We start from the raw sequence: 24,121 nt of genomic DNA on the forward strand, positions 1-24,121 counted from the left end.
GTGCTGGGGGTGCGAGGAGCGGTGGGAGCATCGCAGCATGGCGAGGCCTCGGGTGACGACGAAGACGAAGATCTTCCGGATCGAGATCGTGTTGGTCGATGTCGAGCCGACCGTGCGACGGGTGGTCGAGGTTCCGGGTGAGGCCAGCCTCGCGGTCCTGCACGAGGTCGTGCAGGACGCGATGGGCTGGACCAACTCCCACCTGCACGAATTCGAGATCGACGGTGTCCGCTACGGGCTGCCTGATCCGGATTGGGACACCGGCACGCTCGACGAGGCCAAGACGAAGTTGTTCCGGGTGCTGGCTGCCGGTGATGACGCCGGCTACGTCTACGACTTCGGCGACAACTGGCACCACGTTTTGGTCGTCGACGCGGTCACCATCCCAGAGCCTGGGGTGCGGTACCCACGCTGTGTCGAGGGTCAGGGTGCGTGTCCGCCCGAGGATGTGGGCGGGGTGTTCGGCTACTCGGAGTTCGTCGACGCGCTCGCCGATCCCGATCATGCTGAGCACGCCGAGCGGGTCGAGTGGTGGGGCTCGGACCGGTTCGACCCACACCACTTCGACCTCGTCGCCACCGACCGAGCGCTGGAGCGTTTGGCCGGGGCGAGCGCGACGGCGCGGTCCTGATCCACCGCGAGGGGTCGTTCAGGGCAGACGGCGCAAACAGATCAACGCGCACGCCAGTTTCAGCAAGGCCTCGATGCTGGTGCGGGAGCGTTCGTAGCGCAGCCCGAGCCGCCGGAACGACAGCAGCCAGGCCATCGTGCGCTCCACGACCCACCGGACCCGGCCGAGCCGGGAGGAGTCTTCGACTCCGCGGCGAGCGATCCGCACCCCGATCCCGCGCCCGGTCAGGTAGCGGCGACACCGTGGATAGTCGTAGCCCTTGTCGGCGTGCAGCTTGCCGGGACGCCGCCGCGGGCGTCCGGCCTGGCCGCGCCGTTCGCGGACGCCGGGGTTGGTGTCGAGCAGCTCGGCCAGTATCCGGCTGTCGTGGGTGTTCGCGCCGGTCACGACCGCGTGCAGCGGCAGGCCGTTGCGGTCGCATAACACGTGGTACTTCGACCCGGCCTTCCCACGATCGGTCGGCGAGGGCCCCGTCTGTTCGCCGCGACGCTTGGCGCGCACGCTGACCGAGTCCACCGCAGCTCGCGACCAGTCCAGAACCCCGGCCTGGCCGAGCCGATCGAGCACTACTCGGTGCAGCTCATCCCAGACCCCCGCCCGCTGCCAGTCGCGTAGCCGTCGCCAGCAGGTGGTCCCTGATCCACAGCCCAACTCGGGCGGCAGGTCGTTCCAGCCGATCCCCGTGGTCAGCACGAACACGATCCCCGCCAGCGCGGCCCGGTCCGGTACTGGTGGCCGGCCGGTCCGCGCGCCTCGCCGACGTGGCCGAGGACGGGGAAGCAGCGGCTCAATCAGCTCCCACAGCTCGTCGGTGACCAGTCGTTCGACCGTCGATGCCCTTGCCATCAACTCTGAGCATCACCCGACCAGGTCCATCTACATAGGACCAACACGCCCCGACTTCTGCAACGACCTCTAAGACGACCGGCTCGGACGGGTTGGGCGCTCAGCTGGCCTACCTGACCCGGGCGTTGAAGGTCCCCACGATCGCGGCCTGCTGGGAGCAGATGGCCGAACAGGCCCGGGACCAGAACTGGTCCCACGAGGAGTTCCTCGCCGCGCTGCTGGCCCGCCAGGTCGCCGACCGCGAAGCCGCCGGGACCACGATGCGGATCCGGACCGCGCACTTCCCGCAGGTCAAAACGTTGGAGGACTTCAACCTCGACCACCTGCCCTCCCTGCGTCGCGACCTGCTCGCTCACCTGGCCACGGGCACGTTCGTGTCGAAGGCGGAAAACGTGATCCTGCTCGGACCACCCGGGATCGGGAAGACCCACCTCGCGATCGGGCTCGGGGTCAAAGCCGCCCAGGCCGGGCACTCGGTCCTGTTCGACACCGCCTCCAACTGGATCGCCCGCCTCGCCGCGGCCCACCACACCGGCACCCTCGAGGCCGAGCTGAAGAAGATCCGCCGTTACCGGCTGATCATCATCGACGAGGTCGGTTACATCCCGTTCGACCAGGACGCGGCGAACCTGTTCTTCCAGCTCATCGCCTCCCGCTATGAGCAGGCCTCGGTGATGGTCACCTCGAACCTGCCCTTCGGGCGGTGGGGCGAGACGTTCTCCGACGACGTCGTCGCCGCAGCGCTGATCGACCGCCTGGTCCACCACGCCGAAGTGTTGACCCTGTCCGGGGACTCCTACCGCACCCGCGCCCGCCGCGAACTCCTCGCGAAAGACCGCAGCAGCGCAAGCTGACCAGGCACCCTCATAGCTAGTGCCGCGTCCGGGAACGTTGGGGACGTAATCGTGTCGGCTTGATCCGTCCCGGTCTGGCGCAGGAGGCTGTGCGCCGGAGGTGATGGCCGTGGCGCGACAGCCGGAGGTGTTCGTCCGGGGACTGACCCCGGACGAGGCCCAGCGATTGGTCAGGATCACGCGCACGGCGCGGGACCGGGTCCGGTTGCGGCGGGCGGGGATCGTGCTGGCCTCGGTGCAGGGCCGGACCGCGACCGAGGCCGCGATGATGTTCGCGGCGAAGCCGCAGTACGCGCGGGAGGTGATCCACGCGTTCAACCAGCAGGGCTTCGCCGCTTTGGACCCAAAATGGAGCGGGGGCCGACCCCGTAGGTTCGGTCCCCACGTCCGTGAGCTGATCTGCCGGGTCGCTCGCACCCCGCCCCAGCAGGTCGGGTTGCCGTTCACCACCTGGAGCCTGGCCAAGCTGGTCGAACACCTCGCCGCCGCACACCGGGTCGTGATCAGCGTCGAGACCGTCCGCCAGGTCCTGCGTGACGCCGGGGTCCGCTGGCAGGCCACGAAGACCTGGAAGGCCAGCCGGGACCCGCGGTTCGTGGAGAAGATGAACCGGATCCTCGACCTCTACGACCGCGCCGCCGACGGTCGCCTCGAACCGGGTGCGCGGGTGATCTGTGTCGATGAGTTCGGGCCGCTGAACCTGCTGCCCCGCCCCGGTCGGGGCTGGTTCCCGATCCGGCGCCCGGCCCGGCTACGGGCCACCTATAGCCGTCACAGCGGGGTCCGGCACATGTTCGCCGGTCTGGACCTGGCCTCCGGGCAGCTGTTCTACCGGCTCCGTGACCGCAAACGCGGCCGCGAGTTCCTCGACTTCCTCCGCCAGCTGCGCCGCCGTTTCCCCACCGGCGGTCTGCACGTGGTCTGCGACAACTTCTCCCCGCACCTGCGCACCGATGTCGCGCACTGGTGCCACGACCACGACGTCGAGCTGGTGCTCACCCCCACGAACGCGTCCTGGCTGAACTGGATCGAGTCGGAGTTCACCGCGCTGCGCTACTTCACCCTCGACGGCAGCGACTACCCCTCCCACACCGCCCAGGAAGCCGCGATCGCCGGCTACATCCGCTGGGCCAACCGCCACGCCCGACCCAAGAAACACTTCGCGCCCGAGTCCAAGATCCGCAGGCCGGATTACCTACCCAACATTGCCTGACGAGGCACTAGGGCGTGTCTCCCATATGGGTGTCCGGACTGCCGGCAGGATGAGCCGGTGAGTTCGTCGAGGTTCGCGCTGCTCTCGGATGCTCAGTGGCAGTTGATCGGGCCGCTGCTGCCCTCCAACGCCGGGCGGCGTGGGCACCCGTTCGGCGAGGATCGCCGCGTGGTGGAGGGGATCATCTTCCGATACCGAACCGGGATCCCCTGGCGAGATCTGCCGCGGGAGCAGTTCGGGCCCTGGCAAACGGTGTGGAAGCGACACCGCCGCTACGCCGCTGACGGCACCTGGGACACCGTGCTGGCCGCACTGTTGGCCCAGGCCGACGCCAAGGGCGAGATCGACTGGACGGTGTTGACAGGTGTCGGTGGACGCCACGATCAACCGGGCGCACCAGCACGCCACGAACACCACCCGCCCCGAGCAGGACACAGGGGGCACGGTCGAACTACACGAAATCCCCTGACGGGTTCATGCCCAGCCCGCTCGGCGGACCGCGAGAACCCGCAGGTCACGGCATCGGCCGTTCCCGTGGCGGGCTGACGACGAAGATCCATGCCGCGGTCGACCGGCGGGGCCGGCCGCTGGCGGTGGTGGTGACCGGCGGGCAGCGCAACGACGGCGCCATGCTCGAGCAGGTCCTGGCCGACATCCGCGTCCCCCGCCTCGGCGCGGGACGGTCCCGCACCCGACCCGACGCCGTGGTGGCCGACCGGGCCTACTCATCCGGGGTCAACCGGCGCGCACTGGCCCGCCGCTCGATCACCACCGTCATCCCGCAGAAACGCGACGAGATCGCCGCCCGCAAACGCCGCGGCTGCGGTTCCCCCGAGATCGTGGAGGGTTCTTATGCCGCGTCTCGGGTGAGGGCGGCGTTCTCGTAGTTGATCGGTGAGAGCCCGGCGGCGGCACTGTGTCGCCGCCGGTGGTTGTAGAAGCCGTAACACCAGTCGATGACCGCCGCCCGCGCCCTACTGATGGTGTCGAAGTCGTTGCGGGACAGCACTTCCCACTCCAGGCTGGAGAAGAACGCCTCCGCCGCGGCATTGTCGAAACACGACCCGACCCGGCCCATCGACTGACGGATGTCGAGCCGCCGACACAGAGCGGTGAACGCGCCCGCGGTGTAGGTCGACCCGCGGTCGGTGTGGAAGATCACCCCGGCGATTCGGTCCGCCCCGCCGCGGGCCGCCACCGCCATCCGGATCGCCGCACACGCCAGCTCGGCGTTCGGGTGCAGCCCCGTGGCCGCGCCGAGCAGCCGCCGCGAGTACAGGTCGATCACCGTGGCCAGATACAACTTCCCGGCCGCGGTGGGGATCTCGGTCATGTCCCCGACCCATCTGCGGTTCGGCTCGGCCGCAGTGAAACCCCGACGAAGCAGGTCCGGGAACTTCGGCGCCGTGCGGTCCTGGCGGGTCAGCCCGTTGTGCCGCTTGATCCGGCGGGCGACCAGGCCCTGGCGGCGCATCGAGTCCGCCACGGTCTTCTCCGACACCCGCCATCCGGCCTCACACAGGTCGGCGTGCAGACGGGGTGAGCCGTGTAGCCGCTGGGCGTCGTCGAACGCCACGGCCACGGCGGCGTCCAACGCGCAGCGGCGCTTCTCGGTCGCGGTGGCACCACCGTCGGAACGCGCGGCGCGGTCGAGCCACTTGTACAACCAGGAGATCGACACCCCCAACAGGGCGCAGGCCAGCGTGTGCGGCACCCGGTGGAAGGTGAGCCGCGGTCAACGACGGATACGACCCGGTTGAACCCGAGTCCGACCAGCTCGTCGTGCAGCGTCGACGCCCACAGATGTGGGTCCTCACCCAGCCGCAGCCGGCAGTACTCCAGGAACGGCTCGGTCAGGGTCGGTTCCCGGCGGACCCGCCGCTCGGGGACCCGTGCGCCGGACAAGTACGCGCGGATGGTCTTGCGGTCATGGCCCAGATGCCGGGCGATCGCTGAGATCGTCCAGCCCTGCTCCCGAAGCGCGTGCGCTTCCACATCAGCCTCCCAGGACAACACCCGGGCCTCCCACCACTCCGCCGGTGCTCACTCATCACCGGCAGCTCAGCGGCAAGCCCTGACTCGGTCTCGACGCCACGCCGGGACCCGTGCTCAACCTGTGGACGTTGATCTAGCAGAACTGGGGAGATTCAATTAGCGCCATCACTGCACAGGTCACCGGCTCGCCAGCTCGGCGTCTGCACCCACACAACCAGGCCCCTGAGCTGCCGGAACGGCAGGTTGAAAAGGGCTCAGTGCCCGACCCGCGACGAGCTCGCGGAGTCCGTCATGCCCTGTTGCCGGTGCTGGTGCTGGCTGCGTGCGCGGTGCTGGCCGGTGCCCGCTCGTTCACCGCGATCGCCGAACACGCCCGTGACGTCGGCGCCGGCGTGCTGGTCGAACTCGCCGACCGGCTCGCCATCGACCCGGAACACGCGGCGCTGGTGGTACCACACGAGTCGACGATCCGCCGGCTGCTCCAGCAGCTCGATCCCGCCGCGCTGGAAGCAGCCCGGGGGTCCTGGACCAGCGCGCAGCTGGGTACACGACCGACCGGTGTCGATCGGCCCCGTCGAGAACAGCGACCGGTCTGGGCACTGGACGGCAAGACCGTGCGCGGCGCCCGTACCCCCGACGGACTCCCACATCTGGTGTCGGTGATCGATCAGGCCAGCGGCGTCGTGCTGGCCCAGACCCAGGTCCCGGCCAAGGCTGCGGAGCTGACTGCCGCCGTGACCGTGCTGTCCGGACTGGACCTGCATGGCGTCGTCGTGACCGCAGATGCCCTGCACACTCAGCGCACGCACGCCGATTACCTGTATGAACGTGGCGGGCACTACGTCATGACGGTCAAGGCCAACCAGCCCGGTCTGCTCGCCCGGCTGCGCCGGATCCCGTGGTCGGCGGTCGGACCGTGCACGCAACAACGCGCTCGTGGACACGGCCGGATCGAGACCCGCACGATCAGCGTGGTCGCCCTGGATCCGTGTCCGGACGGCGGGGGCGAGTTCTTCCCGCACGCCGCTCAGGCGATCAGAGTGATCCGTCGGCGCCGCCCGCTGCGACCCGGCGGGCGCTGGAGGGTGGTCACCGTCTACGCGATCACCAGCCTGGGCGGCGCGGACGCTGATCCGGCGCTGCTCGCCGGCTGGATCCGCGGGCACTGGGGCATCGAGAACCGGCTGCACTGGGTCCGCGATGTCTCCTTCGACGAGGACCGATCAGCAGTGCGTACCGGCGCCGGGCCACAGACCATGGCCGCGCTGCGGAACCTGGCCATCACCGCGCTACGCCTGGACGGGGTCACCAACATCGCCGCCGCACTGCGCCACCACGCCCGCGACGCCTCCCGGGCCCTGCACACCTACAAGATCACGTGACTTTGCCGGGACCCTGGGTTCACGCCTACAACCTGATCTTCTCAAACACGCTCTGAGAACACCTCAGTGACCAGGCGACCCGGCAACCAGCCAGAGACCTACAGGGCAGCGACACACCCCGCTAAGTTACTGAGCCCTTTTCAACCTGCCGTTCCGGCAGCTCAGGGGCCTGGTTGTGTGGGTGCAGACGCCGAGCTGGCGAGCCGGTGACCTGTGCAGCTGTGGTCAGAGCAGTTGCGCTGCAACCTTCGCGATCTCCTGACGCAGAAGCTCGCTGGTCAGGTTGAAAAAGGCTCACTGAGCCTTTGCCAACCTGGTCAGGTGTTGACGATCATGAGGGTCTGAACTGCGGCGATGAGCTGTCCGGCCCGGTTCGGGCTGGAGCGGATCTTGCGCAGGATCTTCCAGTTCTTCAGCTCGGCGTTGACCCGCTCACCGGGTCCGCGGCGGCGTGAGTGAGCGGCGTTGACCTCGCGCTGGTTGTGCGACAGCGGGCGGAACCGGCCGGTGTCGGGGTCCTTGCGTCGCCGCCGGTGCGGGACCGCGACCGTCGGGCCGGCGCCCTGATATGCGGTGTCGGCAGCCGCCCGGATCCGGTGCTCGGTCAGGGCGTCGATGATGCCGTGCTCGCGGGCGGCGCCTATGTCGTGGCGGGCTCCGGGAAGCGGCGGGGAGATCCACACCAGCCGGCCGGCGGGGTCGGCGATGACCTGGACGTTGAGTCCGTGGCACTTGTGCTTGCCGGAGTAGAACCCGCGGTCATAGCCCGAGGCCATCCCGACGCGGTCGATGCGCAGCAGGGTGCCGTCGAGGATGACGAACGCTTTCCCGATGGCGACGTCGATCGCCTGCTCCAGGGTCGGGGCCATCGCCGCGAGCAGCTCGATCGCCTCGCGCAGGTAGCGGTAGACCGTCGAGGTCCCGACCCGGAAACCGCAGGCGAGGTCGGTGTAGGTCTCGCCCTTGCGCAGGTGGGCGACCACGAGCAGGGCCTGGCGGCCGCACGTCAGCTTCCGCCACCGGGTCGCCCGCTGGTTGCGGTGCGCGCGCAGCGCGTCAGAGAGTACGTGCAGGGCACGGCTGGACACGGTCATCCCGGACGGGTAGGACAGCACCTTGAAGCTCCTGGTCGGACGGTTTCGATCTCAGCAATCGCCCGTCTACCAGGAGCTTCACCCATCCGAGGGCACGCCACGCCGTAGCCGCCCTGACGAGCCCGAACACCAGGTTGGCAAAGGCTCACTGTCCGAGACCGAGTTCCGACTGTCCCAGCTCGCCGCGTGGCAGCAGACGTTCGACGAACTCGCTGCGACCTGTGCGAGCGGGCCGGCCTGCCCGCTCGGCTCCGACCCGGTCCGGGCGACCGATGCCTTCCACACACTCGTCCGCCCGTTGCAGGAGCGACCCGCGCCTACCACCGACGGACGGGGGCTGAGCTACGCCGACGCCGTGCGGGCCACGTCGCTGTCCTTGTTCTCCCCGATCTCGCGCCAGGCGCTGCTGCAGGGCCTGCGTGAACTCGCGACCGGGCGCGGTGACACCCTGCTCGCCCTACGCGACGCCGTCGTCGGGCGAGGGCCGGACGGCCGTTACGGCGGTGCAATCCATATGGAAGCGAACCTAGCGATCCGTTGCATGGACAACCCGCGCCGCAGCGCCGGCGAGCAGGCCGAGTTCCGTGACCGCGCCTACGCTGCGGCCCCGTTCCTCGACCCCGGTGGCAGCGCGCGGCCGACCCACTACGAATGTGCAGCGTGGCCCGAGCCCGTCAGCAGGCCGCTTCCCTGGTTGACCGGAAACGCCGAGGTGCCGCCGACGCTCACCGTCTCCGTCACCGGCGACCCTGGCACGCCCCACAAGGGCGGGATCACCGTGGCCGAGCGCCTCCGCGGGAGTCTGCTGACTGTCGAGGGAGCCCAGCACGGAGTTGCGTTCGTGGCCGGGAACCTGTGCGTCGACGACGCCGTAGCCACGTATCTGATCGACTTGCGTACCCCACCGACCGGGGCCCACTGCACCATCTGATGTGTCGGGCCCCGGTAGCGGTCACAGCCCGCGGCGAGTGCGAGTGCTGTGCCCTGGGCAAGAGCGTTGTTCACCAGGTGCACGGCGACGCCGGGCCACACCGAATCGCTGCGGCGACGCAGCTCGCCGGTAACCAGGCCGACGATCAGCGCCGTGACCAGCGCGGCGTTGATTCCGTGCATCACGGCAAAGATCACCGCGCTGCCCAGGACACCGACGAGTGCGCCGTAGCGCAGCAGGACGGTGGCGACCACACCGCGGAAGACGAGTTCCTTCCCGAGAGGCGTGAGGACGGCCAGGAACAGCAGCGACAGCAGGACCGACCAGAGCCCAGCGCCGCGGGCATCGGTGAAGGGCTGCTGGACGTTCTCCGGCGCCATTCCAAGCGCGAACAGCACGACACCCAACACCCGGCTGAGCACGAAGGTGAGCAAGCCGCCTGCGACGCCGAGCAGGATCCAGCGTGCAGAGGTGCGGACGACCCCGAAGTCCGCGGCTGAACGCAACCGCAGCGACACCGCGACGACGAAGCCCGCGACACCCGCTACGCTGGACAGAGCGGCGAGCAGCAGGCCGAGCGCCAGCGGTCGCAGGCCCAGCTGCTGCAACAGGTACCCGATCCCGTACGCCACGGGGCGAACGACGCCAGCGCGACGACTAGGGCATGTCTCCCAATAGGCGTGACCAGGTGATGCAGGCGCTGAGGACGGTGGCGGCGCGATAGGTGATGGCGAGTTTGTCGTAGCGGGTGGCCAGCCCGCGCCACTGCTTGGTCAGGGCGAAGTGGCGTTCCACGACGTTGCGGCCCTTGTAGGTCTCAACGTCGAGTCCGGGTGGTCTGCCGCCGAGGGAGCCGCGGCGTTTGCGGGCGGCGATCTCGTCGCGTTTCTGCGGGATGACGGTGGTGATCGAGCGGCGGGCCAGTGCGCGCCGGTTGACCCCGGATGAGTAGGCCCGGTCGGCCACCACGGCGTCGGGTCGGGTGCGGGACCGTCCCGCGCCGAGGCGGGGGACGCGGATGTCGGCCAGGACCTGCTCGAGCATGGCGCCGTCGTTGCGCTGCCCGCCGGTCACCACCACCGCCAGCGGCCGGCCCCGCCGGTCGACCGCGGCATGGATCTTCGTCGTCAGCCCGCCACGGGAACGGCCGATGCCGTGACCTGCGGGTTCTCGCGGTCCGCCGAGCGGGCTGGGCATGAACCCGTCAGGGGATTTCGTGTAGTTCGACCGTGCCCCCTGTGTCCTGCTCGGGGCGGGTGGTGTTCGTGGCGTGCTGGTGCGCCCGGTTGATCGTGGCGTCCACCGACACCTGTCAACACCGTCCAGTCGATCTCGCCCTTGGCGTCGGCCTGGGCCAACAGTGCGGCCAGCACGGTGTCCCAGGTGCCGTCAGCGGCGTAGCGGCGGTGTCGCTTCCACACCGTTTGCCAGGGCCCGAACTGCTCCCGCGGCAGATCTCGCCAGGGGATCCCGGTTCGGTATCGGAAGATGATCCCCTCCACCACGCGGCGATCCTCGCCGAACGGGTGCCCACGCCGCCCGGCGTTGGAGGGCAGCAGCGGCCCGATCAACTGCCACTGAGCATCCGAGAGCAGCGCGAACCTCGACGAACTCACCGGCTCATCCTGCCGGCAGTCCGGACACCCATATGGGAGACACGCCCTAGGGCGAAGGTGGTCAGCATGATCACCCGGACCCCCGCGGACGCCGGGTCGGCGGTGATCCGGCGCAGCGCGGCGAGGCCGTCGGTGCCCGGCATCCGGATATCCATCAGCACCACGTCCGGCCGCTGTGCGCCGACCAGTTCCACCGCCGCCGCGCCGTCGGCGGCCTCCCCGACGACCGTCAGGTCCTCCGCACAGTCGACGACGGTGCGGATCCCCGCCCGGATCAGCGGCTGGTCGTCGGCCAGCAGGACCCGGACCGGCGTCACGACACGGCCCCGGGCACCGGCAGGTCGGCCGCGACGCGCATGCCGCCGGAGTCCGCGCCGCCCACGACGAGCGTCCCGCCGACCGCCGCGGCACGTTCCCGCATCCCGAGGATCCCCCGTCCCTCCGGACGCGCTCCCGGACCGGGTCCGTCGTCGGACACCCGGACACGCACGCAGCCGGCGTCGTAGCGGATCTCGACCACCGCCGACGCACCCGGCGCGTGCCGCATCGTGTTGGTCAGCGACTCCTGCACGATCCGGTACACCGCCACGATCCGGTACACCGCGCGCTCGGTGCCGGGTGGCACGACCGGCCGCCGCCCGGTCGTCCGGAACCCGACCCGGGTGCCGCCGAGTTCCGCCTCCGCCACCAGCCGGCCGACGTCCGGTGACGTCTCCGGGTCCCCGGTACCGGAACCGGTCCGGAGCAGGTCGATGGTGGCGCGCAGCTCGGACAGCGCCTGGCGGTTCGTCCGGACGACCGCCGTCAGGCACTCCCTGGCGTGCTCCGGATCCCGGTCGAGCACGGTCAGCGCCGCCCCCGCCTGCACACCGATCACGGTGAGGTTGTGCGCAACGACGTCGTGCACCTCGCGGGCCAGCTCCAGCCGTTGCTCCCCCTGCTCCCGCCTGCGGGTCTCGGCCCGGGCCGTGGCCGCCGCCCGCGACCGGGCCCGCACGGCGGACAGCCAGACCGGGACCACCAGCCAGCCGGCGAAGCCCGCCGCCAGGGGGAGCAGCGACTCCCAGCGGTTCGTCGACACCACCGACGGCAGCTCGGCGAGCAGCCACGCCGCGGCGGCCCCGCCCACCCCGGCCAGGACGCCCCGGGTCCCGACCGCACCGGCGAAGGCGAACGCGGTCACCGAGACGGCGAGGAAGACCGGGCCGTAGGCGTAGTCGAGCACGAGGTACCCGGCGACGATCCCGACCGTCACCGCGAACGCCGCCCGCGGCCGGTGTCCACGGACCGCGACCGCCGCCACGGCGAGGACGAGCAGGGCGAGACCGAGCACGTCCAGCGGACGCTGCGGCGGCACCTGCCGCTGCTGGGCCGCGAGCGACCCGGCGACCAGCACGACGAGCAGCCCGACCGGCAGCAGGGCCGGGCGGGCCCACCGGAGGCGCGATGCCGTCACGGGACCCGACCCTAGGCGCGTCCGGCCGTCGTGTCGTCGGCCCGGCGGCGTACGCCGCCCACCGTAGGGCCGTCGCGGTGCCCGGCCCCTCCCCCGGGACCGGGCACCGCGGACCGCACTCAGCCGGTACGGCCGGGCAGTGTGAACGACGGCGCGGCCGCGGCCGGCTTCGACGCGTTCGTCTGCCGGTAGGTCTGCAGCCAGGGGGCCGGGGCGCCCGGGAGCCCGGCGTCGTCGGACGGGTCGTCGAGCGCGAGGGTCAGTCGCGCGTCGCGCACCGTCACCGTCTCCCGCGACGGCGTCACCAGCCAGTCGTTGGCGTACGGGACGCCCGGCTCGACGGTGCCGATCTGCACCGCCAGGACGTGCCCGGCCGGCAGCGTCCAGTCCGTCGAGCGCAGCTCCACCGCGGTCGCGCCCGGCCGCAGTGCCGAGACCTGCTCGTCGAACACGACCGCCGTCCCGTCCGGCGCGACGTCGTGCAGGCGGACGAAGACGTTGCCGTGGCCGTGGGCGTCCAGCGCCACCCGCGGGGTACCGGTGATCCGGGTCGCGGCCGGCACCGGCTCGGACCGCGCGACGAACGCGTTGCGCGGACCGGCGGGCAGGCCGTCGTCGACGTAGGAGCCGCCGCCGAGGCCGACCGTCGCCGTGCGGTCGGACACCGGCCAGGTGTCCTGGGCACGCCAGGCACCGGTGCTGTCCTGGATCGCCACCGGCGGGTACGCCACCGGCGGTGCGATGCCCTTCAGGTGCTCGTCGTAGAACGACAGCGCCTCGTCGAACCAGCCCTCCCGGCCGGTCTCCAGCCGCCCGTCCGGGGTGCGGTCGTTGCCCCGCTTGTGGTCCCACTGCCCCAGCCAGGCGCGCTGCGGGCCCTCGTGGCCGGCGAGGAACTCCTCGATGCCCTCGGCCTCGGTGTTCCACTCCAGGAAGCCCTGGGTGACGAACAGCGGGGTGCTCGTGCCCTTCGCCCGCTCCGGCAGGTCGCGCACCCGCCAGGTCTCGGAGTCCTCGTTCGGGTCCATGTAGGTCGCGGTGTTGACCACCGTGCACTCCGGGTGCGGCCCGGTCGGGCCGTCGTAGCCGGCGTTGGCCAGGTAGCGCGGGTCGTCGTCGGGCATCTGCGGCAGCGTCGCGATCGTGTTGTAGACCTCGGACACCGAGCTGATCGTCGTGCGGGGGACGCCGCCGGAGCGCATGTTCCGGTAGATGTCCCAGATCGGCTCCATCGCGATGACGCCCTTCAGCGCCGGGTGGTCCAGGGTGCTCCCCACCAGCGCCGTCACCGCGTCCTGGGACTTGCCGTACATGCCGACCGAGCCGGTCGACCACGGCTGCGCCGCCGCCCAGCCGATCGCCGCGGACACGTCGGCCCGCTCCCCCGGGCCGGCGAGCAGCTCGGCGCAGCCGGCGGATCCGCCGTACCCGCGGGTGTCGACCAGGACGAGTGCGTAGCCCCGGTCCAGCAGACCGCCCTCGGTGACCAGGTCGGTGAACCGCCCGGACGGGCCGGTGTGCGCGAAGCCCTCCACCGTCATCTCCCCGGAGTGCCCGAAGTAGGCGCCGGCCGAGAGGATCGCCGGCACCTTCTGCCCCTCGGCGAGCCCCTCCGGGAGCAGCACGTCGGCGTGCAGCTCGACGCCGTCGGCCGACGGGAAGTAGTGCTGGGTCCAGACGGCCCCCTCGGGCACCCGGTCGTTCTGCGCGTGCGTGACGCCCTCGGTCGCCGTGGCCACCGCGCCGGTGGCCGCCGGGGTGGCGGCGCAGCCGGCGAGCAGGCCGACGACGAGCACCGCGGCGGCCGCGACCGCCAGTGTCACGGACCGCCCGCGGGGGCGCCCCCGTCCGTCCGACATCGTGGTCCCCCTCCGTCCGGGTCACCGCGGACGCGGTGATCACCCGTTCACCAGACACTCGGCCGCTGCGGCACACTCAACGATCGGCCGGAGTGATCCACGACACAGACGGTTCGGCGGGCCGGCGGGCTTGACCTTGACCCGAGGTCAACCCGGACAGTTCCGGTATGACCACCTCGCCGGAGCCCGGACCGACCCGGGGCGGGCTCACGATCGGGCAGGCCGCGGCCTTCGCCGGCGTCACGATCAAGACCATCCGGCACTACCACCGGTCCGGTCTGCTCGACGAGCCGCGCCGCGACCGCTCCGGCTACCGCCGCTACTCCTCCGCCGACCTGTACCGGCTGGTGCAGGTCCGCACGCTGGCCGAGGCCGGGGTGGCACTCGCCGAGATCGGGGACCTGCTCGACGCCGATCCCGAGGCGTTCGCCGACACCGTCGCCGACGTCGGACGCCAGCTCGACGACCGGATCGCCGCTCTGCTGGCCCGCCGCGAGCTGCTGCACCGGCTGGCCGACGGCGACCGGGCGCTGCTGCCCGACCGGGCCTGCGCCGTCCTCGAACGGTTCACCGCGCTCGGCTTCCGGCCCGACTACGTGGCCGCCCAGCGCGAGGCGCTCGTGCTCGCCAGGGCCCTGGCACCGGTGTTGTTCGACGCCCACGTGGCCCAGCTGGAGCAGCGGCTGGGCGACCCCACCTACGTCGAGCTGCAACAACGCAGCTGGGACGCGATGGCCTGGGCACCCGAGGACCCGCGGCTGCCCGGGCTCGCCGACGCGCTCGCGGAGAACCTGCTCTCCGACCGCGCGCTGCTCCAGGCGCACGCCGCCGTCTTCGCCACCCCGGACGCCGTCACCCGCTACGGGCTGGTCAACAACCACCGGGCCGACCTGATGCCGACCCTCGCCCGGCTCACCGAGCTGGTCGAGGACCGGTTGCGCGCGGCGGGGCTCCCCGTCCCGCGCCAGTGACCCACCGCCGTCCCACCACACAGGAGCGTCCGATGCGCCACCCGTCCACCGATCTGCGCGGCCTGCCCACCGACCGCGACGCCGGGCCGTTCGACCCGCCGCGGGCGATCACCCGGCTGCGGGAGACGCGACCGGTCAGCCCGCTCGTGTTCCCCGACGGCCACGAGGGCTGGGTCGTCACCGGCCACGAGGCCGTCCGCTCGCTGCTGGCCGACCGGCGGTTCAGCTCGCGGCTGGACATCGGCCCCCTGCACGAGGCCATCGAGATCCCCGGGATGCCGGTCGCCACCGAACCGTCCCCGCAGGTCCCCGGCCTGTTCATCGCGATGGACCCGCCGGACCACACCCGGCTGCGGCGCCGGCTCACCGGGGCCTTCACCGTGCGGCGGATGCGGCTGCTCACCGAGCAGATCGACGCCGTCGTCGAGGACCGGCTGGACGCGATGGCCCGGCTCGTCCCGCCGGTCGACCTGGTCGGCGAGTTCGCCCTGCCGGTGCCGTCGCTGGTCATCTGCGCGCTGCTCGGCGTCCCCTACGACGACCGGGACCACTTCCAGACCCACTCCGCGCGCTTCCTCGACACCGGCCTGACGGTCGAGGAGAAGATCGAGTCCTACCTGGCGCTCACCGGCTACCTGCGCGAGCTCGTCACCCGCAAGCGCGCCGACCCGGCCGACGACATCCTGTCCGACCTCGCCCGCCAGGACGACCTCGAGATCGAGGAGCTGACCGGCGTCGCGTTCCTGCTGCTGCTCGCCGGGCACGAGACGACCGCCAACATGCTGGGGCTCGGCACGCTCGCCCTGCTCGAGCACCCGGACCAGCTGGCCGACCTGCGCGCGGACCCGGAGCTGATGCCCGGGGCCGTCGAGGAGCTGCTGCGCTACCTGTCCATCGCCGACCTCTTCTACCGCTACACGACCGAGGACGTCGACCTCGGCGGGGAGACGATCCCCGCCGGGTCCACCGTCGTCGTGTCCCTGCTGGCGGCCAACCGCGACCCGCTGCGCTTCACCGACCCGGACACCCTCGACATCCGCCGCAACGCCCGCGGCCAGCTGTCCTTCGGGCACGGCGTGCACCAGTGCCTCGGCCAGCAACTGGCCCGGACCGAGATGCGCGCCGGGTTCACCGGACTGTTCCGGCGGTTCCCGGACCTGCGGCTCGCCGTCGACGTCGCCGAGGTGCCGCTGCGGACGAACATGCGGCTCTACGGCGTGCACTCGCTACCCGTGACCTGGCACCAGGTGCTCGGTCCGGACGGCGTGCGCGGCCCGGTAGATCAGTGACCGGGCGTGGTGGACCGCAGCCGGCTCCCGCGGTGAACGGCCCAGCGTGATCCCGAGGCCCTCGGGGGCCACCGCCGGGTCGAAGAGCGCAGGCTCCGCGACGGCCTCGTCGACCACCTCGTCCAGCACCAGCTCGCCGACGGTGCGGAACGGGTACTCCGGCTCCGGCCAGGACCGGGTCGGGACGACCGCGGCCAGGTTCGCGTCCGCGTCGGCACCCAGCGGGTGGAGCTGGAGCTGCAGCAGCGCCCGCACCCCGCCCTGCTCCGCCCGCCGGCTCAGGTCGTCGCGCAACGCCGTCGGCGGGCGGGGATCGGCGGGATCGCGCTCCAGCCCGGCCGGTGGCAACGGCCGCCCCCCGGGCTCCGGGTGCGCGGTGTCCGGCACGTCCGCACCGGGGACCAGCCGGTAGCGCACGAGCCAGGGGCGCCCGGTCGCGTCGACGAGGACCCGGGGCACCTGGGAGTGGTAGTGGTGCCGGTCCAGCCCGAGCGCGCCGTCACGGACCTGTTCCCACAGCAGCGCGGCCGTGTCGTCGGGCAGGGTGCGGACGAGCTCGGCGCGGCCCGTCGCGTCGGTGAGCGCGAAGGCCACGAACGCCGCCGGGTCGCGGACGAACAGCCGGGGCCCGGTGTTGAGCGTCAGCGCGAACGGGGACCGGCCCGGTTCCGTGGGGTCCTCGGGGTCCAGCCAGCGCAGCGAGACCCCGCGGACGCCGGGGACGAGATCGTCGGGGGACATGCCGCTGCTGTAGCGGGCGAGCACCGGGTGGCTGCGGCCCGCGGCGAGGAACGGGTGGACGGGCACCCCGGGCGCGTCGACGAACCGCAGGGTGCCCCGCAGCACCGCGGCCCGGCCGTGGAACAGCCTGCGGCGGGTCTCCCGTCCGGACGCGGTCACCGCGGAGAACGCGGCGACCAGCTCCCGGAACTCGGTGTCGACGTCGTGCAGCCGGGGGTCGTCCGGGCCGGTGCAGAGCCGGAGCCCGGGCACCTCGTCGTCGCGCGTCGTCACCGGTCGTGCCTCCCGGCGTCCGGGCCGCTCGTCACTGGTTCGGTCGGCCGCATCCGGCGCGTCCCTCCGTCGTGGCGGTGCCGCTCCGAGGTCGACACTCTCCGTCACCATGTCGGGTCGCGCGCCACGAACGGGGCCCGTGACGGGGTCGCGAACGTCGCACCGAGGGTGATCCCTCACGATTCGCCCATCGATCGGCCGCACCGCCCGCGGGACGCACGCATGACCGGGGTCACCACGGCTTGAGCATGCCGTTGCGGCACACCCTCTACTGGGCCGCGGACCGACCGACAACCGATTCCCGAGGGAGATCACCATGACCCGCCCCGCCACGATCGCCGTCGAGGACTTCCTGCGTCCGCCCGAGCGCACCGGGGCCTCGATCTCACCGGACGGCACCCGGCTCGCCTACCTCGCGCCGTGGAAGAACCGGCTCAACGTCTGGATCGCCGATCTCGACGGCGACACCGAGCCGCGCTGCGTCACCGCCGACGAGGTCCGGACCGTCCAGGACTACCGCTGGACCCACGACCCGCGCTGGATGCTCTACCTGCAGGACGACGGCGGCGACGAGAACTGGCACCTGTACCGGATCGACCTCGACTCCCCCGACGCGGACGCCGTCGACCTGACCCCGTTCCCGGGCGCCCGGGTGCTCGACGTCGTCCTCCCGCCGGCCCGGCCGGGCGTCGCGCTGCTGCAGCTCACCGGCCGCGTCTCGGCCGCCGTCGAGCTGCACGAGCTGACCGTCGCGACCGGCGAGCTGACCCTGCTCACGCCGGCCGAGGACAGCACCGGCGGCACCGGCGGCACCGGCGACGTGTCCGACGTCAAGGGCTGGCACCACGTCGACGGCGCAACGATGCTCGCCGAGCGCTACACCGCCGACGGTGACATCGAGCTGCTGCGCGTCGACGGCTCCGGTTCGCACCCGATCACGACCTTCGACGGCGACGACTACCCGATCGGCGTCTACCCGTTCGAGGTCACGCCGGACGGGTCCGGCCTGTGGATCGGCTCCAACCGCGGCACCGACCGCACCCGGCTGGCCCGGCTCGACCTGCGGACCGGGGAGGAGACCGAGATCGACAGCCACCCCGTCCACGACCTGGACGTGCGTGGCCTGGTCTTCAGCGGCCTCCCCTCACCGCTGATCCGGCACCGGCACACCGGCGAGCTGCTCGGGGTCCGCTACCTCGGCGAGCGGCAGGTGATCCATCCGCTCGACCCGCACTTCGCCGAGGTCCTGCCGCACCTGGAGGCGCTGTCCGACGGCGACCTGGCCACGGTCTCCTCCGACCGCGACGGCCGTCGCTGGGTGGTCTCCTTCACCCACGACCGGGACCCGGGCGTCACCTGGCTCCACGACCACTCCACCGGCGAGTCCCGGCTGCTGTTCCGGCCGCACGGACACCTCGATCCCGCGGCGATGGCCCCGGTCACCCCGGTGACCGTGACCGCGCGGGACGGCCGGCCGCTGCCGTCGTACCTGACGCTGCCGGTCGGGGTGGAGCCGTCGCGGCTGCCGCTGGTGCTGCTGGTGCACGGCGGCCCGTGGACCCGGGACGCCTGGGCCGGTGACCGGTCCGTGCAGGTCTGGGCCAACCGCGGCTACGCGGTGCTGCAGGTCAACTTCCGCGGCTCGACCGGCTTCGGCAAGGCACACATGCAGGCCGGCATCGGCGAGCTCGCCGGCGCCATGCACGACGACCTGATCGACGCCGTCGACTGGGCCGTGGAGCAGGGCTACGCCGACCCCGAGCGGGTCGGGATCTTCGGTGGGTCCTACGGCGGCTACGCGACGCTGGTCGGCGTCACGTTCACCCCGGACCGGTTCGCCGCCGCCGTCGAGTACGTCGGGATCTCGGACCTGACCACGTTCATGCGCAGCCTGCCCGAGTTCGCCCGGCCCGGCCTGCGGATGAACTGGTTCCGCTACGCCGGGGACCCCGACGACCCGGCCCAGGCCGCCGACCTGCTCGCCCGCTCGCCGATCACCCGGGTCGAGGAGATCCGCACCCCGCTGATGGTCGTGCAGGGCGCGAACGACACCCGGGTGGTGCGCAGCGAGTCCGACCGGATCGTGGCGGCGCTGCGGGAACGCGACGTGGACGTCGAGTACCTGCTGTTCGACGACGAGGGCCACTTCATCGTCAACCCGGAGAACCTGCTGACGATGTTCCGTTCCGCGGAGCGGTTCCTCGGCCGGCACCTCGGCGGCCGGGTGCACGAGGAGTGAGAACCGTACTAGTCAGCTTTCCTTTTTGACCTAGTTCGCTTCTTCCTCCTGAGCGGTAGAGCTGCGGTCTTCCCGTCGATACGGTGTTCCTTGCGAACGATACGCCGTACCGACACGGGTCGGAGCCCGCGGCGAGACCGCGCTACCGCAGGAGGCCCCATGACGAGCCGCACCGCCCCGGCCGCGAGCGTCCCGCTCCGGACGGGGGGCCGCAGGTGAACCGGAACCCGACGCCGCCGCGCCCGTCCGTGCCGGATCCGCCGGCCCCGGCCGCCACCGCCCGGTTCGACCGGGTCGTGCCGGGACCGGTCCCGGCCGGACGCGAACGCGACTGGCGGCGCATCCGCGCCGCCTGGACGCTGGCCGTGCTGGCACCGGTGTGCGCGGAGCTGACCTTCACCGCCGTCGCGGTCCCGTTCACCTGGGTGCTGCTGCCGCTGCTCATGGTCATGTACGGCGCCGGGGTCCTGCTCGTCCGCGAGGCCGCCGTACGCGCCGGCGCCGGCTGGCCGAGCCTGGTGCTGCTCGGGCTGGCCTACCAGCTCGCCGAGGACGGGCTCGGCCTGCAGGCCCTCACCAGCCCCGACATGTACGGCGCCGCCGACTGGGGCCTGCGCGGCCTCGGCATCAACTGGACCTACTGGGAGAGCCAGATCGGCGTCCACGTCGTGCTCAGCGTGCTCGTCCCGATCGCCCTGACCGGGATGCTGTTCCCCGAGCTGAAGGAGCGGCCCTACCTCGGCACCGGCGGGCTGATCGGCACCGGGGCACTCGCCGTCCTCGGCGTGCTCGGGCTGCGCTACGTCATCTCCGCCAGCGAGGACCCCGGCTACAGCACACCCACCGGCGCGACCGTCGCCTTCGGAGTCGCCATCGTCGTGCTCGCCGTCGTCGCGCTCGGAGTACTGCCCCGCCGCCGTCGCCCGGAGGGCCCCCGTAAGGGGCGGGCCCCGCACCACCTGGTGGTCGGGTTCGTCTCCTTCTACCTGACCATGGCGTTCCTGACCACGCTGCTGCCCCTGGGCCTGGGCCCGGACCTGCTGTTCGGCGAGGCGATGTCGCCCTTCTTCCGGCTGGTCGCGGCCGCGATGACCGCGGTCCCGTTCGCCTGGCTCGTGGCGCGCTGGCGGCGGGCCACCAACTGGGACGACCGCAACCGGGTCTGGCTGTTCGGCGGGATCCTCGTGTCCCACACCGCGTTCATGATGCTCGGCTCGGTCACCGCCGCGATCGTCGGCGCGGTGGTCATCGCCGCCGAGATCGCCCTGCTGGTCGCGCTGGCCCGGCACCTGCGGCGCCGATCCGCTCCGCTCCGGCCGGCGCTCACCGATCGAGGCGACGCTCGCGGGATCGGGTGAGCACGGGCCGGAGCCGTGAGCGTCCGGCGCCGGCCCCGCCCGGAGGTGGCGGGGCCGGGACCCGGTCAGCCCGCGTGCCCGCGGAACCGCCGCAGCCGCAGGCTGTTGCCGACCACGAACACCGAGCTGAACGCCATCGCCGCCCCCGCGAGCATCGGGTTCAGCAGTCCCATCGCCGCCAGCGGCAGCGCCGCGGTGTTGTAGGCGAAGGCCCAGAACAGGTTGCCCCTGATCGTGCCCAGGGTGCGGCGGGCCAGTGCGATCGCGTCGGCCGCGGCCCGCAGGTCCCCGCGGACCAGGGTGATGTCGGAGGCCTCGATGGCGACGTCGGTGCCGGTGCCCATGGCCAGCCCGAGGTCGGCCCGGGCCAGCGCCGCAGCGTCGTTGACGCCGTCGCCCACCATCGCCACGACCCGGCCCTGCTCCTGCAGCCGGGCGATCACGTCCAGCTTCCCGGCGGGCAGGACGTCGGCGACGACGCGGTCGGCGTCGATCCCGACCTGGGCGGCGACCGACCCGGCCACCGCCTCGTTGTCCCCGGTCAGCAGCACCGGGGTCAGCCCGAGCTCGCGGAACCGTGCGATCGCCTCGGCGGAGGTGTCCTTGACCGTGTCGGCGACGACGAGCACCGCCCGGGCCCTCCCGTCCCAGGCGACGGCGACGACGGTGCGCCCGGCCGCGGCCTCGGTCCCGGCGACCGTGGCGAGCTCGCCGGTCAGCGGGGTCGCCCACTGTTCGAGCAGCCGGGGCCGCCCGACGAGCACGGCCCGCCCCTCGACGATCCCCTGCACGCCGAGACCCTCGTGGTTGGTGAAGTCCTCGACGGCCGGGAGGTCGCCGACGCGGGCGGCGGCACCGGCGGCGATCGCGGCGGCGACCGGATGCTCGGAGGCGTGTTCGAGGGCTCCGGCCAGGCGCAGCGCGGTCCGCTCGGCCGTGTCGTCACCGGGGTCGCCCGGCTCGCCGCCGGTGTGCACGCCGACCAGCGTCATGACGCCGGTGGTGACGGTGCCGGTCTTGTCCAGCACGACCGTGTCGATCGCCCGGGTCGACTCCAGGACCTGCGGGCCCTTGATGAGGATGCCGAGCCGGGCGCCGCGCCCGGTGCCGACCAGCAGCGCCGTCGGCGTCGCCAGGCCGAGCGCGCACGGGCAGGCGATGATCAGGACGGCGACCGCCGCGGTGAACGCGGCGGCGGCCCCCGCCCCGGTGCCGAGCCAGAACCCGAGGGTGATCGCGGCGAGGGCGATCACGACGGGCACGAACACCGCCGACACCCGGTCGGCGAGGCGCTGGACCGCGGCCTTGCCGGTCTGGGCCCGTTCGACCAGGCGCGCCATCTGGGCGAGCTGGGTGTCGGCACCGACCCGGGTGGCCCGCACGACGAGCCGGCCACCAGCGTTGAGCGTGGCACCGGCGACGGTGTCGCCCACGGTGACCTCGACCGGGGTGGACTCGCCGGTGAGCAGCGAGACGTCCAGGGTCGAGTGCCCGGCGACGACCCGGCCGTCGGTGGCGACCTTCTCCCCCGGGCGGACGACGAACTCGTCGTCGACGGCGAGCTCGGCGACCGGGATCCGGTGCTCGACGCCCTCGCGCAGCACGTTCACGTGCTTGGCGCCGAGTTCGAGCAACGCGCGCAGCGCGGCCCCGGCCCGGCGGCGCGAGCGCAGCTCGATGTAGCGGCCGGCCAGGACGAACGTGGTGACGGCGGCGACGACCTCGAGGTAGATGTTCCCGGCGCCGTCGCCGGGGGCGATCGTCAGGCTGAACGGGTGGACCATCCCGGGCGTGCCCGCGGTGCCGAGGAACAGGGCGTAGACCGACCAGGCCATCGCCGCGGTGGTGCCCAGCGAGATCAGCGTGTCCATCGTCGCCGCGCCGTGGCGCAGGTTGACCCAGGCCGCCCGGTGGAAGACCGCGCCGGCCGAGGCCCAGACCGGCACGGCGAGGGTCAGCGAGGCCCACTGCCAGTACTCGAACTGCAGCGCCGGGACCATCGCCATGGCGACGATCGGGACCGACAGGAGCGCGGCGACCAGCAGGCGGTGCCGCAGGTCCTGCAGGACCGGATCGTCGGTGCCGGCACCCTCCTCCTCCCCTTCGCCGCCGGTGTCGCCGGCGCGCGGGCCGGTGGCCGGTGCGGTGGCGGTGTAGCCGGCGGCCTCGATCGCCGCGACGAGCTCGGCGGTGCCGGTCCCGGCGGGCGCGGACACGCTGGCCCGCTCGGTGGCGTAGTTGACGACCGCGGTGACGCCGTCGATCCGGTTGAGCTTGCGCTCGATGCGGTTCGCGCAGGACGCGCAGGTCATCCCGCCGACGGCGAGCTCGACCTCGTGGCGCTCCGGCGTGGCCGCGGGCGCCGGGGGCACGGACGGCGCGCTCATCGGTGGGTCCCCTCGTCCTCGACGTGGCCGGCGTCCGGTGCCGGGCCGCCCGGCTGTGTGCCGGCCGGTCCGCTCACCGGGACGGTGAACTGGACGGTGTGGACCGCACCGGCGTGCCGGAAGTCCAGGAACAGCCGGTAGGCCCCGGCCGTGGGGACCTCGGCGTGGAAGATCATCCGCGGCCCGGCCGGGGTGACGCCGTCCCCGGGCCCGCCCTGCGCGTGCGCACGCAGGTAGCCGAGGTCGCCGTCGCGCAGGGCGACGAGATCGCCGTAGGCGCCGAGATGGGGCTGCAGGTCGGTGACGGGACGGCCGTCGCGGGCGACGGTGAGCGCGACCTCGGCGTACCGCCCGGGGACCAGGTCGCCGTCGAGCCGCACCTCGTAGCCCCCGGGTGCGGTACCGACGCGCGACGGCAGCGGGGCGACCGGGCTGAACCCGCCGGCGACGGAGACGTCGGCCCCGAGGACGGTCGGTGGGCCGCCGGTGGGCACGAAGTCGGCGATCACCCGGTAGGAGCCGCCACCGGCCGGGGTCGTCGGGGCACGCCAGGTCCCGTCGGGCTCCATCACCGGGGACAGGTGCTGGTAGCCGGCGGTGTCACGGCGGACGACGACCAGGTGCATCCGCTTCTCCCGCGCGACGTCGAACCCGGTCACGGTGCGCCCGTCCGGTCCGGTCACCCGGAAGGCCAGCCCGGCCGGCCGGTCCGCGGGCAGCCGCGGGGTGAGCGGGAGCAGGGTGTAGCCGGACGCGGTCGAGGAGAGCCCCGCGGACCGGGCGTCCGCCGTGGCGGGAGCCGGGCCCGGGGCCGGCCCGCCGGCGTTCGCGACGGCCGGGGCCGGGCCGGCGTCGACGACCGTCCCGACCGCGAAGGCACCGGCCCCCAGCAGCAGGACGCCGGCGGCGAAGACGGAGAGTCTCGCGACGGTGTTCATGGTTGTTTCCTCCGGTCGGACCCGGAGCGGGTGGACGTCGGCGGCGCC

General features: G+C 72.5%; 18 protein-coding genes and 4 pseudogenes. 11 read left to right on the forward strand and 11 right to left on the reverse strand.

Translation table 11 applies throughout. The annotated features are described in order from the left end of the window. Positions 1-37: 37 nt before the first annotated feature. On the forward strand, positions 38-631 hold the full coding sequence (locus tag AFB00_RS05230) for a plasmid pRiA4b ORF-3 family protein (RefSeq protein ID WP_060713948.1): 594 nt from the start codon (positions 38-40) through the stop codon (positions 629-631). Between the two features lie 18 nt (positions 632-649). Here the strand turns inward: AFB00_RS05230 and AFB00_RS05235 are convergent, their stop codons facing one another. Beyond that, positions 650-1,477, reverse strand: coding sequence for an IS5 family transposase (locus tag AFB00_RS05235; RefSeq protein WP_060713947.1), 828 nt, complete (start codon positions 1,475-1,477; stop codon positions 650-652). A 92-nt stretch (positions 1,478-1,569) separates the two neighbouring features. On the opposite strand from AFB00_RS05235, the gene istB reads away from it, so the two are divergent. The 4 genes and pseudogenes from istB to AFB00_RS33855 form a co-directional block, all read left to right on the forward strand. Beyond that, positions 1,570-2,331 (forward strand): IS21-like element helper ATPase IstB, encoded by a 762-nt coding sequence (istB, locus tag AFB00_RS05240; RefSeq protein WP_068796279.1) that lies wholly within the window; start codon positions 1,570-1,572, stop codon positions 2,329-2,331. A gap of 103 nt (positions 2,332-2,434) precedes the next feature. Further along, entirely contained in the window at positions 2,435-3,544 is a 1,110-nt protein-coding gene (locus AFB00_RS05245; RefSeq protein ID WP_231974221.1) for an IS630 family transposase, read from the forward strand. 57 nt (positions 3,545-3,601) lie between these two features. Next, positions 3,602-3,787: pseudogene (locus AFB00_RS36030) on the forward strand (transposase); the annotation flags it as partial. A gap of 278 nt (positions 3,788-4,065) precedes the next feature. Further along, a pseudogene (locus tag AFB00_RS33855) lies at positions 4,066-4,365 on the forward strand (transposase); the annotation flags it as partial. A gap of 29 nt (positions 4,366-4,394) precedes the next feature. Here AFB00_RS33855 and AFB00_RS05255 read toward each other — a convergent pair. Then, complete coding sequence (locus AFB00_RS05255) at positions 4,395-5,258, reverse strand: IS3 family transposase (protein ID WP_068796281.1); 864 nt, start codon at positions 5,256-5,258, stop codon at positions 4,395-4,397. A gap of 586 nt (positions 5,259-5,844) precedes the next feature. On the opposite strand from AFB00_RS05255, the gene AFB00_RS05260 reads away from it, so the two are divergent. Further along, positions 5,845-6,921 carry an ISAs1 family transposase gene (locus AFB00_RS05260; protein ID WP_197519760.1) on the forward strand — a complete coding sequence of 359 codons (1,077 nt, stop codon included), beginning with the start codon at positions 5,845-5,847 and terminating at the stop codon, positions 6,919-6,921. Positions 6,922-7,238: 317 nt separating this feature from the next. Here the strand turns inward: AFB00_RS05260 and AFB00_RS05265 are convergent, their stop codons facing one another. Beyond that, a complete protein-coding gene (locus tag AFB00_RS05265; RefSeq protein WP_068796246.1) occupies positions 7,239-8,036 on the reverse strand; it encodes a transposase family protein in 798 nt (265 codons plus the stop codon). Between the two features lie 520 nt (positions 8,037-8,556). On the opposite strand from AFB00_RS05265, the gene AFB00_RS36035 reads away from it, so the two are divergent. Beyond that, positions 8,557-8,946: an alpha/beta hydrolase gene (locus tag AFB00_RS36035; protein ID WP_442965864.1), complete on the forward strand. Its 390-nt coding sequence runs from the start codon at positions 8,557-8,559 to the stop codon at positions 8,944-8,946. Positions 8,947-9,065: 119 nt separating this feature from the next. On the opposite strand, the pseudogene AFB00_RS36040 reads toward AFB00_RS36035, so the two are convergent. From AFB00_RS36040 to AFB00_RS05290, 5 genes and pseudogenes are all read right to left on the reverse strand, one after another. Further along, positions 9,066-9,326, reverse strand: a pseudogene (locus tag AFB00_RS36040) (CPBP family glutamic-type intramembrane protease); the annotation flags it as partial. A 277-nt stretch (positions 9,327-9,603) separates the two neighbouring features. Next, positions 9,604-10,541 (reverse strand): annotated as a pseudogene (locus AFB00_RS36045) (IS5 family transposase). Between the two features lie 17 nt (positions 10,542-10,558). After that, positions 10,559-10,879, reverse strand: coding sequence for a response regulator (locus tag AFB00_RS05280; RefSeq protein WP_083275293.1), 321 nt, complete (start codon positions 10,877-10,879; stop codon positions 10,559-10,561). Continuing rightward, positions 10,876-12,018: a sensor histidine kinase gene (locus tag AFB00_RS05285; RefSeq protein ID WP_197519761.1), complete on the reverse strand. Its 1,143-nt coding sequence runs from the start codon at positions 12,016-12,018 to the stop codon at positions 10,876-10,878. The genes AFB00_RS05280 and AFB00_RS05285 overlap by 4 nt, the downstream gene beginning before the upstream one ends. Positions 12,019-12,137: 119 nt before the next feature. Beyond that, the gene (locus AFB00_RS05290) at positions 12,138-13,841 is read right to left on the reverse strand and encodes a CocE/NonD family hydrolase (RefSeq protein WP_231974229.1); all 1,704 of its coding nucleotides are present in this window, start codon (positions 13,839-13,841) and stop codon (positions 12,138-12,140) included. A 203-nt stretch (positions 13,842-14,044) separates the two neighbouring features. Between AFB00_RS05290 and AFB00_RS05295 the strand changes: the two genes are divergently transcribed. Together AFB00_RS05295 and AFB00_RS05300 are read left to right on the forward strand one after the other, a co-directional pair. Further along, positions 14,045-14,848: a MerR family transcriptional regulator gene (locus AFB00_RS05295; RefSeq protein WP_068796285.1), complete on the forward strand. Its 804-nt coding sequence runs from the start codon at positions 14,045-14,047 to the stop codon at positions 14,846-14,848. A 32-nt stretch (positions 14,849-14,880) separates the two neighbouring features. Further along, positions 14,881-16,137 (forward strand): cytochrome P450, encoded by a 1,257-nt coding sequence (locus tag AFB00_RS05300; protein WP_068796286.1) that lies wholly within the window; start codon positions 14,881-14,883, stop codon positions 16,135-16,137. Here the strand turns inward: AFB00_RS05300 and AFB00_RS05305 are convergent. Beyond that, complete coding sequence (locus AFB00_RS05305) at positions 16,075-17,151, reverse strand: hypothetical protein (protein ID WP_068796287.1); 1,077 nt, start codon at positions 17,149-17,151, stop codon at positions 16,075-16,077. The genes AFB00_RS05300 and AFB00_RS05305 overlap by 63 nt on opposite strands. Before the next feature lie 316 nt (positions 17,152-17,467). Here AFB00_RS05305 and AFB00_RS05310 point away from each other — a divergent pair, with 316 nt between their 5' ends. Both AFB00_RS05310 and AFB00_RS05315 read left to right on the forward strand, forming a co-directional pair. After that, the gene (locus AFB00_RS05310; protein WP_068796288.1) at positions 17,468-19,390 is read left to right on the forward strand and encodes a S9 family peptidase; all 1,923 of its coding nucleotides are present in this window, start codon (positions 17,468-17,470) and stop codon (positions 19,388-19,390) included. Between the two features lie 248 nt (positions 19,391-19,638). Then, positions 19,639-20,748, forward strand: coding sequence for a hypothetical protein (locus AFB00_RS05315; protein WP_231974230.1), 1,110 nt, complete (start codon positions 19,639-19,641; stop codon positions 20,746-20,748). 65 nt (positions 20,749-20,813) lie between these two features. Here AFB00_RS05315 and AFB00_RS05320 read toward each other — a convergent pair whose 3' ends face one another. Both AFB00_RS05320 and AFB00_RS05325 read right to left on the reverse strand, forming a co-directional pair. Beyond that, a complete protein-coding gene (locus tag AFB00_RS05320) occupies positions 20,814-23,135 on the reverse strand; it encodes a heavy metal translocating P-type ATPase (protein WP_068796289.1) in 2,322 nt (773 codons plus the stop codon). Next, positions 23,132-24,073 carry a hypothetical protein gene (locus tag AFB00_RS05325; protein ID WP_068796290.1) on the reverse strand — a complete coding sequence of 314 codons (942 nt, stop codon included), beginning with the start codon at positions 24,071-24,073 and terminating at the stop codon, positions 23,132-23,134. Before AFB00_RS05325 ends, AFB00_RS05320 begins: the two co-directional genes overlap by 4 nt. Between the last annotated feature and the right edge of the window lie 48 nt (positions 24,074-24,121).

It is taken from the genome of Pseudonocardia sp. HH130630-07 (genome assembly GCF_001698125.1).
Lineage (GTDB): Bacteria > Actinomycetota > Actinomycetes > Mycobacteriales > Pseudonocardiaceae > Pseudonocardia.